17 protein-coding genes are annotated in these 16744 nt (G+C 62.9%); 14 read left to right on the top strand and 3 right to left on the bottom strand.

What is annotated here, in order from left to right; genetic code table 11:
- Window positions 1–55: 55 nt before the first annotated feature.
- Window positions 56–934: a cytochrome c oxidase subunit II gene (gene coxB, locus M3465_RS01130; RefSeq protein WP_249499861.1), complete on the bottom strand. Its 879-nt coding sequence runs from the start codon at window positions 932–934 to the stop codon at window positions 56–58.
- A 191-nt stretch (window positions 935–1125) separates the two neighbouring features.
- Here coxB and tldD point away from each other — a divergent pair, with 191 nt between their 5' ends.
- The 9 genes from tldD to M3465_RS01085 all read left to right on the top strand — a co-directional run bounded on the left by tldD (window position 1126) and on the right by M3465_RS01085 (window position 11160).
- Window positions 1126–2547 carry a metalloprotease TldD gene (gene tldD, locus M3465_RS01125; protein WP_249499860.1) on the top strand — a complete coding sequence of 474 codons (1422 nt, stop codon included), beginning with the start codon at window positions 1126–1128 and terminating at the stop codon, window positions 2545–2547.
- Between the two features lie 127 nt (window positions 2548–2674).
- Window positions 2675–3808 (top strand): DNA-processing protein DprA, encoded by a 1134-nt coding sequence (dprA, locus tag M3465_RS01120; RefSeq protein ID WP_249500835.1) that lies wholly within the window; start codon window positions 2675–2677, stop codon window positions 3806–3808.
- Between the two features lie 124 nt (window positions 3809–3932).
- A complete protein-coding gene (locus M3465_RS01115; RefSeq protein WP_249499859.1) occupies window positions 3933–4187 on the top strand; it encodes a hypothetical protein in 255 nt (84 codons plus the stop codon).
- A gap of 100 nt (window positions 4188–4287) precedes the next feature.
- A complete protein-coding gene (locus M3465_RS01110; protein WP_249499858.1) occupies window positions 4288–4440 on the top strand; it encodes a hypothetical protein in 153 nt (50 codons plus the stop codon).
- Between the two features lie 175 nt (window positions 4441–4615).
- Window positions 4616–7234: a type I DNA topoisomerase gene (topA, locus tag M3465_RS01105; RefSeq protein WP_249499857.1), complete on the top strand. Its 2619-nt coding sequence runs from the start codon at window positions 4616–4618 to the stop codon at window positions 7232–7234.
- 103 nt (window positions 7235–7337) lie between these two features.
- The gene (locus M3465_RS01100) at window positions 7338–7892 is read left to right on the top strand and encodes a L,D-transpeptidase (RefSeq protein ID WP_249499856.1); all 555 of its coding nucleotides are present in this window, start codon (window positions 7338–7340) and stop codon (window positions 7890–7892) included.
- A gap of 140 nt (window positions 7893–8032) precedes the next feature.
- Window positions 8033–8737, top strand: a complete 705-nt coding sequence (locus M3465_RS01095) for a CoA transferase subunit A (protein ID WP_249499855.1) — start codon at window positions 8033–8035, stop codon at window positions 8735–8737.
- A complete protein-coding gene (locus M3465_RS01090) occupies window positions 8737–9360 on the top strand; it encodes a 3-oxoacid CoA-transferase subunit B (RefSeq protein ID WP_249499854.1) in 624 nt (207 codons plus the stop codon). The genes M3465_RS01095 and M3465_RS01090 overlap by 1 nt, the downstream gene beginning before the upstream one ends.
- A gap of 165 nt (window positions 9361–9525) precedes the next feature.
- Window positions 9526–11160 carry a SulP family inorganic anion transporter gene (locus M3465_RS01085; RefSeq protein ID WP_249499853.1) on the top strand — a complete coding sequence of 545 codons (1635 nt, stop codon included), beginning with the start codon at window positions 9526–9528 and terminating at the stop codon, window positions 11158–11160.
- Window positions 11161–11212: 52 nt separating this feature from the next.
- Here the strand turns inward: M3465_RS01085 and M3465_RS01080 are convergent, their stop codons facing one another.
- Entirely contained in the window at window positions 11213–11557 is a 345-nt protein-coding gene (locus M3465_RS01080) for a Lin0512 family protein (protein WP_249499852.1), read from the bottom strand.
- Window positions 11554–11904 (bottom strand): Lin0512 family protein, encoded by a 351-nt coding sequence (locus M3465_RS01075; protein ID WP_249499851.1) that lies wholly within the window; start codon window positions 11902–11904, stop codon window positions 11554–11556. The genes M3465_RS01080 and M3465_RS01075 overlap by 4 nt, the downstream gene beginning before the upstream one ends.
- A gap of 164 nt (window positions 11905–12068) precedes the next feature.
- Here M3465_RS01075 and M3465_RS01070 point away from each other — a divergent pair, with 164 nt between their 5' ends.
- The 5 genes from M3465_RS01070 (at window position 12069) to M3465_RS01050 (ending at window position 16707) form a co-directional block, all read left to right on the top strand.
- The gene (locus tag M3465_RS01070) at window positions 12069–12554 is read left to right on the top strand and encodes a GNAT family N-acetyltransferase (RefSeq protein WP_249499850.1); all 486 of its coding nucleotides are present in this window, start codon (window positions 12069–12071) and stop codon (window positions 12552–12554) included.
- Between the two features lie 32 nt (window positions 12555–12586).
- Entirely contained in the window at window positions 12587–13336 is a 750-nt protein-coding gene (locus tag M3465_RS01065) for an EcsC family protein (protein WP_249499849.1), read from the top strand.
- A gap of 157 nt (window positions 13337–13493) precedes the next feature.
- Window positions 13494–14147 carry a protein-L-isoaspartate O-methyltransferase family protein gene (locus tag M3465_RS01060; RefSeq protein WP_249499848.1) on the top strand — a complete coding sequence of 218 codons (654 nt, stop codon included), beginning with the start codon at window positions 13494–13496 and terminating at the stop codon, window positions 14145–14147.
- Between the two features lie 49 nt (window positions 14148–14196).
- Entirely contained in the window at window positions 14197–15606 is a 1410-nt protein-coding gene (locus M3465_RS01055; RefSeq protein ID WP_249499847.1) for a TolC family outer membrane protein, read from the top strand.
- Between the two features lie 69 nt (window positions 15607–15675).
- A complete protein-coding gene (locus tag M3465_RS01050; RefSeq protein ID WP_249499846.1) occupies window positions 15676–16707 on the top strand; it encodes a hypothetical protein in 1032 nt (343 codons plus the stop codon).
- Window positions 16708–16744 lie beyond the last annotated feature (37 nt).

Below are 16744 nucleotides of genomic sequence, written 5' to 3'. Positions count from 1 at the left end.
GGGGATGCGTCTGGTCTGGGCCGGCGCGCGACAGGGCCGCGCGACGGCGTTCAAATCAGTTGGTCAGGACGGTGCGGACATCCACGTAGTCCCCGGCCTCCTTGGAGGCGGCAAGCCAGGCGTCATAGGCCGCTTCGCTCACCACCTTGACGGTGATCGGCATATAGGCATGCGCGATCCCGCAAAGCTCGGAACATTGACCGTAATAGATGCCCTCTTTCTCGGCGGTGAACCAGAGCTCGGCAAGGCGGCCCGGAACGGCATCCTGTTTCACGCCAAAGGCGGGGATCGTCCAGGAATGGATCACGTCCGCGCCGGTCACCTGCATCACGATGGTCTTGCCGACGGGAACGACGACGGCGGTATTCGTTGCAAGAAGGAAGTCGTCGCGGCTGTAGCCGGCTTCGACAAGCTGCTCCTCGACCTCGGGCGTGAGGCGATTGTCTCCGCCGGTAAAGGGCGAGCCGATCATGTAGGAATCGTAAACGAGTTCCTCGCCGACATAGTCATACCCCCAATACCACTGGTAGCCGGTGACCTTGATGGTCACGTCGCCTTCGGGAATTTCCTGCTGCTTGAAGAGCACGGGCAGGGAAAACGCCCCGATGAACACCAGAATGAGGATCGGGCCGAGCGTCCACGCGATCTCGATCGGGGTGTTGTGGGTGAAGCTGGACGGTGTCGGGTTGGCGCGGCGGTTGAAGCGCACGATGCAATAGGCGATCAGCGCCGTCACCAGAAGCACGATGGCGGTGATGATGATGAGGATGATCCCATCGAGCCATTGAAGATCCCGCGCCAGTTCGGTGGCGGCGGGCTGAAAGCCGGTTCCCTGGTCCACCGGACGGCCGATGACCTCCAGCGTTTGCTGGGCAAACGCCGGTGCGGCGGCAAGTGCGGCGGTCAGCCCCAAGAGCAAAGATTTGAGTTGCATGTCCTACCCTGATCGGTTGCGTAAATGTTCAAGCGGCGCCGGAGGCGGCCCGGAATCGGCCGACGACCCGAACTGCCCCGTTGTCTTCGGTTGCGGTTAAAACCATATTCTACACATCAGTTAAAGAAACTTGCTTGCGGCAAAAAAGCGCTTTCTTTGATCTAGATCAAATTTATCCCGAAGGAGACCCCATGTCCGACGCTTCTTTCAAACCGTTCGAAACGCATCTCGACCGCGATCGCGCGCTTGCCCTGTTGAAGGATGCGGTTTCGGGCGCGGATGATGGCGAGCTGTTTCTGGAGCGTCGGCGGTCCGAGGTTCTGGTGTTCGATGACGGGCGCGTGCGCACCGCCAGCTATGACGCATCCGAAGGGTTCGGGCTGCGCGCAGTGCGCGGCGAGGTCGCCGGATATGCCCATTCGACGGATATTTCCGAATCGGCGATCAAGCGTGCCGTCGAAACCGCGCGCCTTGCAGTGGGCGAGGGTGGGGGCACGCTTGCCGACAGGCCGCAGGGCACGAATACGAAGCTCTATACCGACGCCGATCCCATCGACGGGCACAGTTTCCCCGTAAAGGTCGAGACCCTGCGCGAGATCGACGCCTTCGCCAGGGAACTCGATTCGCGGGTGGTTCAGGTCAGCGCGACGATTGCCGCGTCGCTTCAGGAAGTGGCGATCCTGCGCCCGGAAGGCACGCTTGTGACCGATACCAGGCCAATGACCCGCGTGAATGTCAGCGTCATCGTCGAGGAGGACGGCCGTCGCGAATCGGGCTCGGCAGGCGGCGGCGGGCGCGTCTTGCTGGATGGGCTGCTCGATCCCGCCGATTGGCAGGCCAAGGCGCGCGAGGCGCTGCGCATCGCGCTTGTCAATCTGGGTGCTGTGCCCGCGCCCGCCGGGGTCATGGATATCGTCCTCGGACCGGGCTGGCCCGGCATCCTGTTGCACGAAGCGGTGGGCCACGGTCTTGAGGGCGATTTCAACCGCAAGGGCTCATCGGCCTTTGCCGGGCTGATGGGCCAGCAGGTGGCGGCGAGGGGCGTGACCGTTCTGGACGATGGCACGATCCCCGACCGGCGCGGGTCGATCACGGTGGATGACGAAGGCACGCCCTCGGGCAAGAACGTGCTGATCGAGGACGGAAAGCTCGTCGGCTTCATGCAGGACCGCCAGAACGCCCGGCTGACGGGTGTCAGACCCACCGGAAATGGCCGGAGGGAAAGCTATGCGCACATCCCGATGCCGCGCATGACCAACACCTATATGCTAGGCGGCGACAGCGATCCGGGCGATATCGTCGCCGATCTGAAGGACGGTATCTGGGCGGTCGGCTTCGGCGGCGGACAGGTCGACATCACCAATGGCAAGTTCGTGTTCTCCTGCACCGAGGCATACCGCGTGAAAGACGGCAAGGTGGGCGATGCCGTCAAGGGCGCGACGCTGATCGGGGATGGCGCGACCGCGCTGCAGCAGATTCGTGCGCTTGGCAATGACATGGCGCTCGATCCGGGCATGGGCAATTGCGGCAAGCAGGGCCAATGGGTGCCTGTCGGGGTCGGTCAGCCGACGGTCATGATCGGTGGCTTGACGGTCGGTGGATCGGAAGGGTGAAAATAGTTTTATTCATTATCAGTTGGTTATCGAATTAATCGGCCGGCAGGCAATGTTTCCGCCAGCCATTCACGCTTGATTAACCCTCCGCTGCCTAATGTCGCTTCAGCAAGCAGACGGAGGCAGGCTGACATTGGAACCCAACTCTTCCACTCACCCCCTACTCCCACCCACCACGGAAGACCAACGCTTTGACTGGCTCCGTCTCTTGCGCTCGCGCCGCGTGGGCATCAGCACGTTTTACCGCCTCATGGGCGATTGCGGCTCTGCGGGTGCGGCGCTCGACAGGCTGCCTGACATCGCACGGGCGGCCGGGGTCGAGGATTACAGGACTTGCCCAGAAGCCGTCATTCACGCCGAACTCAAGGCCGCGCGTCAGGCGGGGGCGCGTTTGCTCTGCCGCGGCGATCCCGCCTATCCGAAAACGCTGTGCGATCTTGATGATGCGCCGCCGGTTCTTTGGGCGGTTGGCGATGCTGACATCCTGAGCCAGCCGCTGATCGCGATGGTCGGGGCGCGCAACGCGTCGTCTTTGGGTGGTCGGATGGCGCGCGCATTGGCGGGCGGCCTTTCCGAGGCTGGCTTTCGCGTCGTGTCCGGCATGGCGCGGGGGATCGATACAGCCGCGCATCTCGCCGCGCTCGACCACGGCACGATTGCGGTTCTGGGCGGTGGTGTCGATGTGCTTTATCCCGCCGAGAACGCGAAACTCGCCGAGGATATCACCGCAAAGGGCGGCATGCGTCTCAGCGAACAACCGATGGGCCTGCAGCCAATGGCGCGGCACTTTCCGGCGCGCAACCGCATCATCTCCGGCCTTGCCCGTGCCGTTGTCGTGGTCGAGGCGGCGGTGAAGTCAGGCTCGCTCATCACGGCGCGCACCGCGCTCGATCAGGGCAGGGAGGTCATGGCCGTGCCCGGCCATCCTTTCGACGCGCGCGCCAGCGGCTGCAACCTGCTCCTGCGCGACGGGGCACGGCTGGTGCGTAGCGCCGATGATGTGATCGAAGCGCTAGAACCATTGTCGGTGCCAGAGCCGCAATTGCCGCTGGAGCCGGCCGTGCCCGAGCGTTCTTTGGCAGACGTCGCTCAACTCCACCAGCAGATCCTCGACAGGCTCGGCCCGTCGCCGTTGGGTGAGGACCAATTGATCCGCGATCTGGGCGCTTCGTCCCGCGCGGTATCGCCGATCCTGACGGATCTCGAACTTGACGGGCGCATCAACAGGCAGGCCGGAGGGCTCATCTCGCTCATATCATGAAAAAAATTTTCGAAGTTCTGGAACAATCTGAAAAACCGCCGCGTTGGCAGCCAGAGGCCGATGACAAACTGCGTATCTAATCGCGATCGACGGCTGGAAGAGGAAACAGAAGGATCATATCCCAATGCTCAAGAAATCCACACTCGCCATTTGCACGACATCGGCCCTGACGCTCGCCGCCTGCGCTGACGATCCCGAACCGATGGCGCAAACGACGCCGATTTATGCCAAGGATGGCACGATCATCGGGCAGACCGTCGTGGTTCCGGAGCGGCAAGGCTCGGCTGCGCCCGGCGTGATCTCCGAACAGGATGACAGCGCGTTTGCCGATGGCGTCGATATCGACGACGACAACATGGACGAAAGCGATGACGGGTAAGCCCCACGGCTTCACCGACTGACCGGTCCAGGCCGCTCCGCGTTTTCTTCGGAGCGGCCTGTTTCGTCAGATCAATGATATTATCAGAAAGGCCCTCGACATGATTTTACGCCTTACCGCCGTTCTCGTCGGATTTTCCGCGCTATTTCTCTCTGCCTGCGACGATTTCAATGCCTCCCCAGGCCAGGCAATGCCGGCCGATGAAACCGGTATCATTTCCCCTGACGACAACGATACGGGCTTCGCCAACTAGCGCAATCAACCTTGAGAGAACACGATCGGCAGGCATCGCCTGCCGGCCGCTTCGCGCCGCGGTCCAGCGCGCTCGCCGATTGGCGGCGAATTGACAATTGGACCTTGCACACCACATCCTGCCCCGCCATATGCAGCCGAACCCGGTAAGCCGCAGTCAGAAAGGTGTCCTGTTCATGCCCGTTGTCGTTGTCGAATCCCCGGCCAAGGCCAAAACGATCAACAAATATCTGGGATCCGACTACACTGTTCTGGCGTCCTATGGGCATGTGCGTGATCTTCCGGCCAAGAACGGATCGGTCGATCCCGAGCATGATTTCGACATGACCTGGGAGGTCGGATCTGATTCCCGCAAGCATGTCGCAGCGATTGCCGACGCCTTGAAATCCGATGATGCGCTGATCCTCGCAACCGACCCCGACCGCGAGGGCGAAGCGATTTCGTGGCACCTCAAGGAAGCCTTGACCAAGCGCCGTTCGATCAAGAAATCCACCGATGTAAAGCGCGTGACGTTCAACGCGATCACCGAGGCGGCCGTGTCCGAAGCGATGGCGAATCCGCGCGATATCGACGAGCCGTTGGTGGAGGCGTATCTCGCGCGCCGTGCGCTCGACTATCTGGTCGGCTTCAACCTATCGCCGGTGCTGTGGCGGAAGCTGCCGGGAGCGCGCAGCGCCGGACGCGTGCAATCGGTCTGCCTGCGCCTAATTGTCGAGCGCGAGATGGAGATCGAGGCGTTCCGCCCCCGCGAATACTGGACGGTCAAGGCGCTTCTTTCCACGCCGCGCGGACAGGACTACGAGGCGCGGCTGACGGTTCTGGCGGGCAAGAAGCTCGACAAGTTCGACCTAGAGAACGAAACTCAAGCCGAATTGGCGGTGCAGGCGATCACCAGCCGTGATCTTTCGGTGCAGTCGGTCGAGGCGAAACCGGCATCGCGCAACCCCTCCGCGCCCTTCATGACATCGACGCTGCAACAGGAAGCCAGTCGCAAGTTCGGCATGGGCGCGCGTCAGACGATGAATGCGGCGCAGCGGCTTTATGAGGCGGGTCACATCACCTACATGCGGACCGATGGGATCGACATGGCCCCCGAAGCCGTCGATCAGGCGCGTGCGGCGATCAAGGACCGCTACGGTGCCGATTACGTGCCAAGCGAAAAGCGCATCTACAAGAACAAGGCCAAGAACGCGCAGGAGGCCCATGAATGTATCCGGCCAGCCGACATGTCCAAGGATGCGCAAAGCCTCAAGATCAGCGAACCGGACCAGCGCAAGCTCTACGATCTGATCTGGAAGCGCACGTTGGCCTGCCAGATGGCGTCGGCCCGGCTGGAGCGCACCACGGTTGAGATCGGAAGCGCGGACGGTCAGGTGGGCTTGCGGGCAACGGGGCAGGTGGTGCTGTTCGACGGGTTCCTCAAGGTCTACGAGGAAGGCCGCGACGACACGGTCGTCGATGAGGACGACAAACGCCTGCCGCAGATCATGCAAGGCGAGAAGGCCGAGAAGCGAAAGATCACACCCGACCAGCATTTCACCCAGCCGCCGCCCCGTTATACCGAGGCCACGCTGGTCAAGAAGATGGAAGAGCTGGGCATCGGTCGCCCCTCGACCTATGCCAGTATCATCACCACGATTCAGGATCGCGAATACGTCCGCAAAGAGCAGAACCGCCTGATCCCCGAAGACAAGGGCCGGATCGTCACGATCTTCCTGCTGAATTTCTTCAAGCGATATGTGGAATACGATTTCACTGCCGCGCTGGAAGCCGAGCTTGACGACGTCAGCGCTGGCGAGAAGGACTATAAGGAATTGCTGGGCCGGTTCTGGCGCGATTTTTCGGCGGCGATCGCGGAAACGTCCGATCTGCGCATTGCCGAAGTGCTCGACGTTCTGGATGACGCGCTGGCGCCGCAGCTTTATCCGCCGCGCGAGGATGGCAGCGATCCGCGTATTTGCCCGCTGTGTGGCGAGGGCCAGTTGCATCTCAAGACCTCGCGCACCGGCGGGTTCGTCGGCTGCGGACGCTATCCCGAATGTCGTTACACCCGGCCCATCGGCGGCGATGCGGCCGAGACCGGCGACCGTGTCCTTGGCGTCGATGATGGCGACGAGATCTCGCTCCGCTCCGGCCGGTTCGGGCCATATGTGCAGCGCGGCGAGGCGACCGAAGAGAACAAGAAACCCAAGCGGGCCAGCCTGCCCAAAGGCTGGCAGGCCGATGAGATGACGCTGGAGAAGGCGCTGACATTGCTCAGCCTGCCGCGCGTGATCGGAGAGCATCCGGATGGCGGCGAGATCAGTTCGAATTTCGGGCGGTTCGGCCCGTACATCATGCACAAGGGGCCGGAGGACGCGAAGCCGGTCTATGTCAATCTCAAGGATCCGGCGGATGTGTTCGAGATCGGCATGAACCGCGCGGTGGAGCTTTTGGCCGAGAAGCGCGCCAATCCGGGCCGGGGGCGCGGCACGGCGGCCAAACCGCTCAAGGAACTCGGCGAGCATCCCGAGGAGGGCGGGCCGGTCAACGTCATGGAAGGGCGCTACGGTCCTTACGTCAAATGGGAAAAGGTCAACGCGACGCTGCCGAAGGATGTTGAGCCCGAGGCGGTAACGATGAATATGGCGGTCGCTCTTATCGCGGAAAAGGCGGCGAAGGGCGGCAAGAAGAAAACGGCCAAGAAGGCCCCCGCCAAGAAAGCTGCCACCAAGAAAACTACGGCGAAAAAGAAGGCGACAGGCAGCAAAACGGGCGCAAAGAAATCGACAGCCAAGGCAGATCAGGACAGCTGAGGCAGGCGGAAAACCGCGGAACATATCTTTTCAATTGAATGTTATTGGCCATGCGAGATCGCCCGTGCGACGTCTTGGCCGAACAATCAAGAAAGGAGCAGACATGTCCGATCCCCGTTTTTCCCGCCGCACCCTTCTTGGCGCTGCCGCAGCGGCTTGCACGGTTCCGGCGCTCGCCCGCGCCGAGCCGTTCAACCGCCGCAACATCTCGTCTTTCGCGCAGCAGAGCTGGCGCGCGCATTTCAGCGAACTGGGGCAGGGTGCAATCGTATGCGACACCGTTTCGCGCGCGCTGCATTTCTGGAGCGGGGATGGCACCGATTATCGCGTCTATCCCACTTCCGTGCCGAAATCGGACGAGTTGACCAAGCGCGGCTATACCAAGATCGTGCGCAAGAAGATCGGCCCCTCCTGGACGCCGACGGCAAGCCAGATGGAGCGGTTTCCCGATTGGAAACCCGTCGCGGGCGGCGCACCGGACAATCCGCTCGGCACTCACGCGCTTTATTTCGATTGGCCTGCCTATCTCATTCACGGCACACATGACACGCGCAAGATCGGGCGCAAATCGTCGGACGGGTGCATCGGCCTTTACAACGAGAAGATCGAAGAGCTTTACGGGCTGGTTCCGATCGGCACGCAGGTCAGGCTGATTTGACCGGATCGGTTTTCCAAGAGCATGGCCGCGGGTCCGAAAGGGCGCGCGGCTTTTTCGTCTTGGACAGGCGTGTTTGCCGCCGTTGACTTACCTCCGGGGACGGGCGAAAACGGCGACAACGCGCAAGGCAGGGGAGAGCTATGAAAAAGGTCTATGGATCGGCAGCGGAGGCACTTGACGGGCTTCTTGCCGATGGAATGTTGATCGCGGCAGGCGGGTTCGGGCTATGCGGGATCCCTGAGTTGCTTCTCGAAGCGATCCGCGACAGCGGCGTCAAGGATCTGACCTTCGCGTCGAATAACGCAGGCGTGGATGACTTTGGCATCGGCATCCTGCTTCAGACCCGGCAGGTGAAAAAGATGATGTCGTCCTATGTCGGCGAAAACGCGGAATTCATGCGCCAGTATCTGTCGGGCGAGCTCGAGCTCGAGTTCAACCCCCAGGGCACGCTTGCGGAGCGGATGCGGGCCGGCGGCTGCGGGATTCCGGGGTTCTATACCAAGACGGGTGTCGGCACGGTGATCGCCGAGGGCAAGGAACACAAGGATTTCGACGGCGAGACCTATATCCTCGAACGCGGGATTTTCGCCGATTTGAGCATCGTGAAGGCATGGAAGGCCGACGATACGGGCAACCTCGTCTTCCGCAAGACCGCGCGCAACTTCAACCCGCCGGCGGCCATGTGCGGCAAGGTCTGCGTAGCCGAGGTCGAGGAGATCGTGCCGCGCGGATCGCTTGACCCCGACCATATTCACTTGCCGGGAATTTACGTGCACCGCCTTATCCAGGGAGAGCACGAGAAGCGCATCGAACAACGCACTGTCCGCAAGCGGGAGGACGCATAATGCCTTGGGATCGCAATAAGATGGCCGAACGGGCCGCGCAGGAACTCGAAGACGGCATGTATGTCAATCTCGGCATCGGCATCCCGACGCTGGTGGCCAATTACGTCGGCGACAAGGACATCACGCTGCAATCGGAAAACGGGATGCTCGGGATGGGGCCCTTTCCCTACGAGGGCGAGGAAGACCCCGATCTGATCAATGCCGGCAAGCAGACGATCACCGAACTCAGCCGCACAGCCTATTTCGACAGCGCAATGAGCTTCGGCATGATCCGCGGCGGCAAGATCGCGGCGGCGATCCTCGGTGCGATGGAAGTGGCCGAGAATGGCGATCTGGCGAACTGGATGATCCCCGGCAAGCTGGTCAAGGGCATGGGCGGCGCGATGGATCTGGTGGCCGGGGTCAAGAAAGTCGTGGTCGTGATGGACCACACCAACAAGCATGGCGACAGCAAGCTGCTGAAGGAATGCACCTTGCCGCTGACCGGCAAGGGGGTGGTGGACCGGATCATCACGAACCTGGGGGTTCTCGATGTGGTCGAGGGCGGGCTCCGGATCGTGGAGACGGCCGACGGCGTGACCGAGGACGATATTCGCGCCGCAACCGAGGCGACGCTGGTCTGACGCGGACCGAATTTTCGAAAAATTCGGAAGGCGATCCTTCGAAGGGTCGCCTTTGGCGTTTGTTTAGGCTTGAAACGCATGGCAGGTATTCGCCCGGCGCAATGGTCTTTTGGCGGCAAACCGACTAGGCAGCGCCCCTTACATCCGTCCATACCGAGTGTGTTCATGCCCAAGGGTCTTCTGGCCTCCTTTGCCAATCGTCTTGCCATCCCCGATCTCAGCTTGATGCCGAAAGAGCGTTTGACGCCATCGCGCATCCGCATCGAGCTTCTGTCGGGTTTGACGGTGGCGCTGGCGCTGGTGCCCGAAGCGGTGGCGTTCGCCTTCGTCGCCGGGGTGCATCCGCTCGTCGGTCTGTATGCGGCCTTTCTCGTTGGATTGATCACCGCCCTGATTGGCGGCCGGCCCGGCATGATTTCGGGTGCGACCGGTGCTCTTGCGGTCGTCATGGTCGCGCTCGTGGCGGAGCATGGGGTCGAATATCTTTTCGCGACCGTTGTTCTGATGGGGATCTTGCAGATCGTCGCGGGGGCGATGCGATGGGGCAAATTCATTCGCCTCGTGCCGCATCCGGTGATGCTCGGCTTCGTCAACGGTCTTGCGATCGTCATCTTCCTCGCGCAACTCGGACAGTTCAAAGTTCCCGGTTCCGCAGAGGCCACGGGGCACGGCATGGGCGGCGGCGAATGGCTCTCGGGCGCGCCGCTCTATCTGATGCTTGGCCTGACCGTGCTGACCATGGCGATCATCTGGGTCATGCCGCGTTTCAGCCGCCTCGTGCCGGCACCGCTTGTCGGGATTGCTGTGGTGGCGGCGCTGGTGATCGGGTTCGACCTCGATGTGCCGCGCGTCGGCGATCTCGCCTCGATCCAGGGCGGATTGCCGGCGTTCCACATCCCGCTCGTGCCGCTCAACTGGGAAACCCTTGAGATCATCCTTCCCTACGCCGTGATCCTTGCCGCCATCGGGCTTATCGAATCCCTGCTGACGTTGAACCTGGTGGGAGAGATCACCGGCCAGCGCGGCGGTGCGAGCCAGGAATGTATCGCGCAGGGTATCGCCAACACCGTCACAGGCTTTTTCGGCGGCATGGGCGGCTGCGCCATGATCGGCCAATCGATGATCAACGTCAAATCCGGCGGCCGCACGCGTGTCGCGGGCATCGCGGCGGCCCTGTTCCTGCTGGTGTTCATCCTCTTCGCCGCGCCGCTGATCGAACTGATCCCGCTGGCGGCGCTTGTCGGGGTGATGTTCATGGTGGTGATCGGCACTTTCGCGTGGAATTCGCTGACGATCCTGCGCAAGGTGCCGCTGACCGATGCATTCGTGATCTTGCTCGTGACTGTCGTGACGGTGCTTGAGGATCTCGCCGTGGCGGTGGTTGTCGGCGTGATCGTCTCGGCGCTCGCCTATGCGTGGAACAACGCGCGGCGCATCCACGCCATCACGCGCGACAGCACGACCTCGAAAGGCGCGAAAGTCTATGAAATCCAAGGGCCTTTGTTCTTCGGCTCGTCCGATGGCTTCATCGAGATCTTCGACGTTGAGGGCGACCCTGACCTCGTGATCGCCGATTTCGCGCAAAGCCGCGTCGTCGATCAATCGGCGTTGCAGGCCATCGAGGCGGTCGCGGGCAAATACGAGGCCGCCGGCAAGCAGCTGCAACTGCGCCACCTGAGCCGCGACTGTCACAGATTGCTGTCCAAGGCAGGGCATCTGGTGATCGACAGCGACGATGATCCCGACTACGCGCTGGCCGTCGATTACGGTGTGCGCACTGGGATCCTCGGCGATCACTAGGCCCCCGAGCTTTTCCAAAAACGCTCGCAAGGGCTTCCGAAAGCCCTTGGCCCTAGCCCTGACGCGGAAGGAACGCTTCGACTGCTGCTGTGGCGACGACCAGCACATTCCCAGTGTCGGGATTGGTGACGTTGAGCCCGCCCTCGACCGCTGTCACCTCCGCGCGTCCGCGCGGAAGGTTCCGCGCCAGAGCGGCGCAATCGACCTTGTCCGGCTCCGCGACGCCGATCGTCACCTGCACGCGCATCTCGTCATGCGACCGGCCGGTCGCCTCGAACAGCGGGATCGCGGAATGGCGGATCGCGTCCTCGATCGCGCGGGCGGCGGCCTTGGTGTAGTCCATTCCGTATTGATCGTTGCCCATCCCCATCTCGATGATGAAACGCTGCTCGCTCATGCGGTATCCTCCAGATCGAGCGCGACCGAGATCGCGGCATTCGCGATCACTGTCGGTTTGCCGCCGTCGCTGCGCGGCACGTCCAGCCCGCCTTTGCGCGCGATGACGTCGATCCGGCCATAGGGGAAAAGCTCCGCGACACGCTGGACATCGACACGGCCCGGTTCCTGAACGCCGATCTCGACCGTGATGCGCATATCGGATTTTTCCTTGCCGTAGAGTTCGGCGAGGTTAATCGAATTGTGCCAGAGCGCATCGCGCACCGCGCGCGCGGCCGCTTCGGTATAGTCCTGTCGGCGCAGCGAACTGCCCATGCCGAATTCGGTGATCAGGCGTTTCAGGGCCATTGTGGTCTCCCTCGGGTTCGGAACGCGGAGCCGGGACCGGCGCGCCGCGCCAGCATATGCGCGGAAGATACGGCATGACAACGGCGCAAGGTTCGCGGTTTGCCGCCGCAAGGGCTGCGTGATAGGCGCATCGCAATCCGCCCGCCAACGCGTAGAGCCGCCCTATGTTTACCCTGCACCCCGAGACCCCGGACGACTGGTGGGAGGTCGAAGCCCTGTTCGATCTCTGTTTCGCTCCGGGACGGGAAGCGCTGTCATCCTACCGGCTGCGCGAGGGGGTCGCTCCGGTGTCATCCCTGTCGCGCGTTGCGCGCGATGAGCAGGGCATCCTGGGCGGCGCGATCCGGTATTGGCCGGTGCGCATCGGCGCTGCGCGCTCCCTGCTGCTCGGCCCGGTCGCGGTGCATCCGACGGCGCAGGGCGAAGGGCTGGGCGGCGCGCTTATCCGCGACAGTCTGGAACAGGCGCAGCAGGATGGCTGGCCGCGCGTTCTGCTGGTGGGCGATGCGCCCTATTACGGGCGGTTCGGGTTCCGGCGGCTGGATCAGGTCCTCATGCCGCCACCGACCAACCCTTTGCGCGTTCTGGGCCTTTCGCTGCAAAACGGCGCCTGGGACGGAATTCGCGGGCCGGTCACTTCGGAGGCTTGAACGCCTTGCGATCAGACCCAATCTCATAGCGCATGACACATACCGATCTCGTTCACACCGACACGCAGGTTGCCATCGCCGCTCTGGCGCGACGTCACAAGGCGGCCGGAGGCGTCGGGCTCCAGGTTCTCAACATGCTGGGCGGGCGGGCCGAGAACCTGCTGGAACGGCTGCCCGCTCCGGTTCGAAGCGGGCTCGATGGGGCAACCGAGCGCGCGCTGCGGGTGGCGCTTCTGGCCGCCCGGCAATCGCGCCGCGCGGTGCCGGATCAGAAACCCTGGCTGAACACGGCCCTGACCACCGCGATGGGTGCCGCGGGCGGCGCCGGCGGATTGCCGACCGCCCTGGCCGAGTTGCCGGTCACGACGACGATCCTGCTGCGGGCGGTGCAGGGGATCGCGGCGGAACGGGGGTTCGATCCGAACGATCCCGGCGTTCTGAGCGATTGCCTGACGGTCTTTGCGAGCGCAGGACCGCTGGAAGCCGATGACGGCGCGAACATGGCGTTTCTGAGCACGCGAGTGACGCTGACCGGTGCGACGGTCCACGGCCTGTTGCGTTCGGTCGCCCCGCGCCTTGCAACGGTTCTTGGTCAGAAGCTTGCTGCGCAGACGGTTCCGATTCTCGGCGCGGCAGCGGGCGCGGCGACGAATTACGCCTATACAAGCTATTATCAGGAGATGGCGCATGTGCATTTCGGGCTGCGGCGTCTCGCACTCGAAACGGGCACGTCCGAGACTCTCTTGGTGCAGGAACTCAAACGCGCGCTGAAGGCCGTCTGACGGCAGGCGCGGCGCCGTGATGGCGTTCGGCGGGTTTGCGCCGGGGCGCGGATGCATGTTCGACGCAGTCTTGGCTTTTCTCGTTGGCAGCGGATTGCCGATGGCAGAGGTCTGTGGCAAAAAACAGGTCAAACAACTGAACGAACGAGTTTAGGACATGAGCGATTTTGCCGCCCGCCGGAACATGATGGTCGACACGCAGGTGCGCCCTTCGGATGTGACCAAGTTTCCCATCATCGACGCGATGCTGTCGGTCAAGCGCGAGGTGTTCGTTCCGTCCGAACAGATCGAAGCGGCCTATATCAGCGAGAATGTTCCGCTGGCGCCCGGCCGGGTGGTGCTCGAGCCGCGAACCTTGGCCAAGCTGCTCGATGGGCTGAACATCCAGCGGGACGAGCTGGTGCTCGATATTGGTGCGGGTTACGGCTATTCCTCCGCGGTGATCGCCCATCTCGCGGAAGCGGTGATCGCGGTCGAGGAAGATGCCGACATGGCGCAGGAGGCGCAGGGGCTGCTGGCCGAACAGGGCGCCGACAACGTCGTGCTGCATCAGGGCGCGCTCACCGAAGGGGCGCCGCAGCACGGGCCGTATGATGCGATCATCCTGCAAGGCGGTGTCGCCGAATTGCCCGATGCGCTTCTGGACCAGATCAAGGATGGCGGGCGGATCGGTTGCGTGTTCATGGAAGGCGCGCTCGGTGTCGCGCGGATCGGCTACAAGTTCGACGGCGTGATGACATGGCGCTTTGCGTTCAACGCATCCGCGCCGGTCATGCCGGGATTCGAAAAGAAAACCGCCTTCGCGCTTTAGGCCCGAAAGGCGACAATCATAACGGGCAGACAGTCCGAGGAGAGCAGGAATGGCGAAACGCAAAACGATGACGAGCCTTGCGCTGATCTTCGGCCTTGCCACGGGCGGAACCGCGGCCTTGGCCGAAACGCTGGCCGACGCGATGATCGGTGCCTACAAGACCAGCGGTTTGCTCGAACAGAACCGGGCCGTCTTGCGCGCGGCCGACGAGGATGTCGCGCAGGCCGTTGCGTCCCTTCGCCCGGTCTTCAACTGGTCGGCGGATGCGACGCGCCAGTTCGGCACCTCGCGGAGTGCCTCGACGCGCAATGAGATCGTGCCGACGGTCTCCAACACCATTTCGGGCAGCCTGATCGGGGAGCTGACGCTTTATGACGGCGGCCAGAACCGGCTCGCCATCCGCACCGCGAAGGAAGCGGTGCTCGGCACACGGCAGCAACTTGAATCGGTCGAGCAGCAGGTGCTTTTCTCGGCGGTCGAGGCGTTCATGGAAGTGCGTAGGGCGCTTGAGAACGTGGCGCTGCGGCAGAATAACGTGCGGCTCATCACGCAGCAATTGCGTGCGGCGCAGGAACGGTTCGAGGTCGGCGAGGTGACGCGGACCGACACGTCGCTCGCCGAAGCGCGCCTTGCCGCCGCCCGCAGCCAGCTTGCCGCCGCGCAGGGTGCATTGACCATCGCACGCGAGGAATATCTAGCCGTCGTCGGCCGCTTGCCCGGTGATCTTCAACCGCCGCGCACATTGCCCAATCTGCCGAACACCATCGAAACGGCCAAGGCCATCGCCGTTCGGCTGCATCCGCAGATCAAATCGGTGCAGCATCAGGTCGCGGCGGCCGAATTGAATATCCTGCGGGCCGAAGCGGCGATGAAGCCATCGGTGCGCCTTGCAGGGCGCCTGACCGTGACCGAGGGAATCGACAGCGAACGGTTCACGCGCGGTGGCTCTATCGGGGTCGAAGCCGGCGGACCGATCTATCAAGGCGGACGTCTCTCATCGCTTGTTCGGCAGGCAATGGCCAATCGCGATGCGGCACGCGGATCGCTCCATCAGACCATCGATCAGATCGCGCAGAATGTCGGCGTCGCCTATTCGCAGCTTCGTATCGCGCGGGCCAGTATCGAGGCGACCGAAAAGCAGGTCCGCGCAGCGACCGTGGCTTTCAGGGGCATCCGGGAAGAGGCGGCTCTCGGCGCGCGCACCACGCTCGACGTTCTGGACGCAGAGCAGGAATTGCTCGATGCCCGGTCGGCGCGCATCTCGGCGCAGGTGGACGAAACGATCGCCGCGTATCGCGTGCTGCAGGCTCTGGGCCAGCTGACGACCGAAGAGCTGAGCCTCAACGTGCCGCAATACGATCCCGCGGCTTACTATAACCTCGTCAAGGATGCGCCTTCGCATCTCAGCAACGAGGGCAAGCAACTTGACCGTGTTCTCAAGGCGCTGGGAAAAGACTAAGATTTTCGCTATCTGTTGTGCGATTGGCCGATGGCCGCTACTCTGAACACGAGGTAGCAGTGGTGAGCCATGTCTGATCCCGTGACAAGCGTGGAAATCGAGGACGTTCTGTCGTCCATTCGCAAGCTCGTGGCCGAGGAAGCGCGCGCCATGCCGCCGGCACGCAAGCCCTCGGAAGAGCCCGACAAGCTCGTTCTCACGCCAGCGCAGCGCGTTGACGAACCGGCGGACCGGGGGCGCGATCCAGTGCTGCTGACCGAGCCGGTCCGTGAGGCTGCGCCGAAACCGATTGAGGATTTACCGAAAAACGCGCGTCTGTCCGAATTCGGTGACGTCGAGCACAGTTTCCCCGACGCGGAGGATGCGCCCCACCAGGATCGGTCGGACGAGGCCGGGGCGAGCGATAAGCTGGGTCTGGCGCGGCTTGTAGAAGAAGAGGTCGCCGCCGTGCTCACGTCGCATGACGCGGGGCCGGAAACAGAGGCGCCCGACGAGCAGGCTGAGGATAATGCGCAAGAAAGCGATGCTGCTACTGACGAGGCTTCGGATACCGCCGAGATAGCCGTGCAGGACGCGCCGCCCTGGCCGCCGCTCAGTCTGGAGGACAAGGTCGCCGCGCTGGGCCGTCTTGTCGCGCGCGATAGCGGCGAATTTGAGGAAGAACGCGAAAGCGCGGTGGACGACACAGCGCCCATGCCCTCCGATCCGATGGATTGGTCCGAGACCGCGCCGTTTGTCGAGGTGCCGGAAGAGGCAGCGGAGCCTTCGCCATCGAACGTGGTGCATCCGCAGGGAACATGGCCCGAACCCGAGCAAGACATTGGCGAAACTCATCAGGCGCCCGTCAATACCATGTCGCCGCTCGATGAGACTGAAGCCGAGGCGGGGACGTCTGACGTTGAGGAGCGCGGTGCAGATCAGCCTTGCGATGAGTCGCAGATCGGATCGCTTCCGATCGACGAGGCACAACTCCGCGCATTGGTGAGCGATATCGTGCGTCAGGAACTGCAGGGCACGCTTGGCGAGCGGATCACTCGAAATGTACGCAAACTTGTGCGCCGGGAAATTCATCGAATGTTGATTGCCCAGGAACTGGATTGAAGACCGGCCGAGCCCGCGCTGGCTAAGGGTCTAGCGG

The sequence above is a fragment of the Marivita sp. GX14005 genome (assembly GCF_023370775.1).
GTDB lineage: Bacteria > Pseudomonadota > Alphaproteobacteria > Rhodobacterales > Rhodobacteraceae > Marivita.
This window is presented reverse-complemented; position numbering and strand designations above follow the sequence as displayed.